This is a genomic window from Methylocaldum sp., from assembly GCF_039794385.1.
Lineage (GTDB): Bacteria > Pseudomonadota > Gammaproteobacteria > Methylococcales > Methylococcaceae > Methylocaldum.
On the sequence record NZ_JBDIVO010000420.1, the window covers coordinates 1 to 3,569 of the forward strand.

4 protein-coding genes are annotated in these 3,569 nt (G+C 61.9%); all 4 read right to left on the bottom strand.

The window, feature by feature from the left end; genetic code table 11:
* Nucleotides 1-710 precede the first annotated feature (710 nt).
* From cas2 (ABJK70_RS21945) to cas2 (ABJK70_RS21960), 4 genes are read right to left on the bottom strand one after another with little or no spacing between them, the layout of a single operon-like run.
* On the bottom strand, nucleotides 711-1,025 hold the full coding sequence (gene cas2 / locus ABJK70_RS21945; protein WP_077732673.1) for a CRISPR-associated endonuclease Cas2: 315 nt from the start codon (nucleotides 1,023-1,025) through the stop codon (nucleotides 711-713).
* Complete coding sequence (locus ABJK70_RS21950) at nucleotides 1,025-1,792, bottom strand: CRISPR-associated endonuclease Cas1 (protein WP_086135395.1); 768 nt, start codon at nucleotides 1,790-1,792, stop codon at nucleotides 1,025-1,027. The genes cas2 (ABJK70_RS21945) and ABJK70_RS21950 overlap by 1 nt, the downstream gene beginning before the upstream one ends.
* A complete protein-coding gene (gene cas1 / locus ABJK70_RS21955) occupies nucleotides 1,789-2,730 on the bottom strand; it encodes a CRISPR-associated endonuclease Cas1 (protein ID WP_077732671.1) in 942 nt (313 codons plus the stop codon). Before cas1 ends, ABJK70_RS21950 begins: the two co-directional genes overlap by 4 nt.
* A 7-nt stretch (nucleotides 2,731-2,737) precedes the next feature.
* On the bottom strand, nucleotides 2,738-3,022 hold the full coding sequence (gene cas2 / locus ABJK70_RS21960) for a CRISPR-associated endonuclease Cas2 (RefSeq protein WP_156879344.1): 285 nt from the start codon (nucleotides 3,020-3,022) through the stop codon (nucleotides 2,738-2,740).
* Between the last annotated feature and the right edge of the window lie 547 nt (nucleotides 3,023-3,569).

Below are 3,569 nucleotides of genomic sequence, written 5' to 3' on the forward strand. Positions count from 1 at the left end.
TGAGGAACGACAAACCGGCAGGATTGATGAAAAACATCCTTGTTTTTCACCCTCGCGGGCGCTCCGCGTCCCAATCCTCTCCCGGAGGATTGGTGCCGGACGAGGATGGTCCGGCATGAGCCGCACCTGTCAAGTTGCCTAAACCATGGCGATGCCGTTCTAAGTACATTCCATAAAATTGTGTGGAACGCGAGTGCAGCGCGTAGGTCGGCAATCCTTTGCCGACGGTGCAGTTAAGCCAACCGGTCCGTCGGCAAGGGACTGCAGATCTACGACCGTATCACCCTGTAGGTCGGCAATCCTTTCCAATCGCAAACGGTCGCTTTAGTCGCGACCCTTCCAATCGCAAACGGTCGTTTTAGTCGCGACCCTTCCAATCGCAAACGGGCCTTTAATCGGCCCCTTCCAATCGCAAACGGCGTCTTCGGGAAGGGCGTGGCCGGCGCTCCCGGCCAGGCCGTTTGCGATTGGAAGGGTCATCCCAGCGCTCCTGGGATGGCCGTTTGCGATTGGAAGGGTCATCCCAGCGCTCCTGGGATGGCCGTTTGCGATTGGAGCGCCGAAGCCCCCCTTCCCGACGGTGCAGTTGGGCGAGCGGGCTCGTCGGCAAAGGATTGCCGACCTACGAAAGCTTGAGTCGATCTACCCTGGCCGAAGGCGCCAACGACTCCGGCCAGGCCTGTTTTGCCGTAGAGCGAGATGAAAACGCTCTAACGAAGCGCTCTCAGCAAGTCCTTGCCTTTTTCGATCAAGAGCACGCCGTCCGGGAAGTATTGAAGCCCCAGGCTGGTGGTTTCCGGACGGTTCGGCAAGGGATAGATCCGCACGTCGTCGGCGCGCTCGTCGATGCGTTCGACCAGGCCCGCAATGATTCGGCCCAGTTCCTTGGTCGTCAGCTGGGCGGTAAACACCGAGTATTGCACCGGGATGCCTTGCTCCCGGAGCAAGCGGTGAACCCGCCCCAGACGCTTCGGATCGGCGATGTCGTAGCACACCAGGTAGGTTTGAGCTTGATTGAGCGGCATCACACAAGCTCGATCAGCCAGCGGTGCAGCCGGTTGAGCAGGCCGAGGGTCAAATGTTCCGTGCGTTTCCGACGGGCCTCGAAAAAACCGACGATTTCGATACGGTCCGGGATGCCGAGCCGGTTCTCGCGGAGCCGGTCTTCGAGCCAGGCCAGCCGTGCCAGCTGGAAATCCCAGAACAGGATGGAACTCAAGCCGATCACAGGATTGAGCTCGCCCATGGGCTCCAATTCGGCGGTAATCCCGGCGTCGGCCAAATGCCTGGTCACCAGGCCGGTCAGCAGCCCGTACACCTCTCGTCCGATACGCTCGTAGGCGGGGAGTTGATCCATGCCCCGCGCACCGTCCTGGAACAGTTGGCGCAGCTCTTTCGCCGAGGGCGGACGGTCGAAGCCAAGGCCGGTGCGGCGAATCACGCTGCGCACCGCCATGCGCTCCATAGCGCCGTTCCATTGAAGATATAGATCCTGCCAATCCGGGCGCAGCAGAAAATCCAAAAGGCGCTGGCGAAGCTCGTAGCGTTCTCCGGGCCTTCCTATCAATCTCGCCAGCACCGCCCCCTCGTCGTCGATGAAGCTCACGGTGATGCGGTTTTCCGCGCAGGCCAGCAAGGCGTCGACGGACCAATCGATGTGCGCCGCCGAGACTACTTGCGAGATCCGCCGCAACGGAAACCAGCGCTCCGCGGCGCCGGCGCGGATGACGCGCAGAGCGGGGCCATCACGCTTGATCGTGGTTCCCGCGCCTTGCAGATACAGCGGTCTCACGGCGCCTCCTCGGTCAGACGGTGCGCGATCAACAGGCCGTAGCGGTGCAACAGGCCACGCAGGGGACGGACGAAGCTTTCGTAGCGGGCATAGAAAACTTCCCGGCCGTTCTTTTTCAAGAGACAGCGGTCGGCTTCGGTCGCGAACGAATCGGCGCGCAGGGTTCGCTCGGCGAACAGCCGCCATACCCAGCGATCCACCCTCGGCCGCAGCGGCTCTATCAGGTCGGCCCCCAAGGATTCGCGGTAATAGGCCGGTTCGTGATAGAAGCCGACGTAAGGGTCCAGCCCAGCGGCATGGCAGGCGTTGACGGCCTCGAAATGGAGCAGCGTATATCCTAGCGACAGGGCCGCGTTGACCGGGTCCTTCGGCGGCCGGCGATTGCGTCCGGTAAAGTCGAGACTGGCCGGAAACAGTTGCGTGAACCCCGCGAAATAAGCCGCCGCGGCCGCGCCTTCGATCCCTTGTAGCCGTTCCAGCCGCGGCGCGTCCTCAATGTTTGCCAAGGCACGATCAATTCGCGCGATGCCATCCGTAAGCGGCTTGCGGCAATCGGGCCGGACGTTTAGCGCCGAGCGCAGCAGCCGGGCCTGGGCTTTCAATTTGAGCGCCACCAATCGGCGCGCCCAGGGCAGCCGGTACTCGTCATCGTGGTGCCAACGGTATTGCGCGATGCGCCGGGCGGTGTCGCCGTGTCGGTTTCCGTGCAGAATCGCCGCGGTGCGTCCCTGCCGGCCGCTCAGGACCAGAAGGCCGACGCCTTCCTCGGCGAGCAGTCCCAGCACGCCGGTGCTGAGCGTCGCCTGTCCGCGGACGACCACCCGCTCGACCACGTTCAGGGGAATCGTCGCGCTCCGGCTGCCTCCCTCGTAAAGGCAGAGATGCCGGCCCTCGCGGCGTAATTCGATATCTTTTCTGTCCAGGTAAAGCGTGCCCATTCGATCCTCAGCCGACGTAGAAGAACTCCGGGTCCGCCGGAGGAACCGCGATGCCGAGCACGCGAACCTTCATCCGGGGATCCAGCCGCAAGAGCAGAAATCGGTCGGCTTCCTCGTCGATGACCTCCCGGACCTCGTCGATCAATTGGCGTTTCTCGGCCTCGGTCAGGAAACACTCGAACACGGATTTCTGCCCGCCGGTGGAATAGTTGCGCAGCACGAAAAGCGCCTTGCGCAGGCGGGCGTCGTCGGAGATGTCGTAGGCGGCGATGTAAAGCGACCGTTTGCTCATGGCCGCTACTGTAATGCCGCATGCCGAAGGCGGGGCATTTCACAAGCTTGCGGGCTGATCGATCGGTTTTCGCGCGCCAAAGTCCGCGACGAGGCGGCTTGATCAAAATAGGGGAGGGGCTAGGGCATTTTTCCCATCGTGTGGCGGCAGCACGGGCGAGGGCGCCGGCTAAAAAGCGCTCTTGAGCGGGAGACTATTTTGCAGCCGGGCGTCGCCCCGCACACGGGTTCCTCGACCGGAATGTAAGCCGGATTAATCGAAGCGTATCCGGCCTTCGTGAGTCTGAGGCACGAAGCGCATCGGCCGAGTTTGCGGTTAGAGCGTTTTCCGAATCGGTGTAAAGGATTCGGATATGTAGGTCGGCAATCCCTTGCCGACGTATCGGCTCGGCGAAGGGCTTTGTTGGAAGGGTCGCGACTAAAATGCGAATTAAGAGCTAACGGAGAGAAGATGCCAGCCCATTGGTGTCTCTTGAGGAGGGTTCTGCAACACCCCTCGGAGAGACGACCATGGACTGGCAAACTCAACTCATTACGGTGTATCTGAC

Bases quoted from the DNA above. Each gene is read 5' to 3' on its own strand.
- cas2 (WP_156879344.1), bottom strand. From the start codon at position 3,022: ATGAGCAAACGGTCGCTTTACATCGCCGCCTACGACATCTCCGACGAC.
- cas2 (WP_077732673.1), bottom strand. From the start codon at position 1,025: ATGCCGCTCAATCAAGCTCAAACCTACCTGGTGTGCTACGACATCGCC.
- cas1 (WP_077732671.1), bottom strand. From the start codon at position 2,730: ATGGGCACGCTTTACCTGGACAGAAAAGATATCGAATTACGCCGCGAG.